Here is a 518-nt window from a genome sequence, read left to right as displayed (position 1 = left end):
CAACAATCTTGTCAGCTTGTTCTTTGGTGATATTTTCATCATGTTCACCTTGTTCTGCTTTAGTGGATGGGGTGAAGATAGGAGTGATTTGTTGTGATTCAACCACATCACCAATAGGAATACCGTGGACGGTTTTAGATTTTTGGTATTCTTTCCAGCCGGAACCGGTGATGTAACCTCTAACAATAACTTCAAGAGGGATCAATTTCAATTTTCTAACAAGTAAGGATCTGCCTTCCAATTGGTTTCTATATGGTTCTAGTTGAGGATATTTTTGGAAAATGTCTCCTTTGATTAAATGGTTTTCAATTGGCAAGAAATCAAACCAGAATTCAGACAATTTGGTTAAGATTTTACCTTTATTTGGGATACCATTAGACATAATCACATCGTATGCGGAAATTCTATCAGTAGCAACGAATAAAAGAGTGTTGTCGTCAACTTGGTAAATATCTCTGACTTTACCTTTGGCAATCAATGGGAAAGTTCCTTCTAAGTTAGTTGAAGTCATCTGGGAG

Annotated in this window: 1 protein-coding gene; it reads right to left on the bottom strand. The window is 36.7% G+C overall.

What is annotated here, in order from left to right:
* Positions 1–478: phosphoribosylaminoimidazolesuccinocarboxamide synthase (locus ACEO2X_RS14130; protein WP_371972181.1), on the bottom strand; the 478-nt coding region annotated here is incomplete at its 3' end.
* Between the last annotated feature and the right edge of the window lie 40 nt (positions 479–518).

It is taken from the genome of Acinetobacter sp. AL9, from assembly GCF_041464035.1.
Classification (GTDB): domain Bacteria; phylum Pseudomonadota; class Gammaproteobacteria; order Pseudomonadales; family Moraxellaceae; genus Acinetobacter; species Acinetobacter towneri.
Note: the sequence above shows the minus strand (reverse complement) of the source record. Positions and strands in the feature narration are given on the sequence as shown.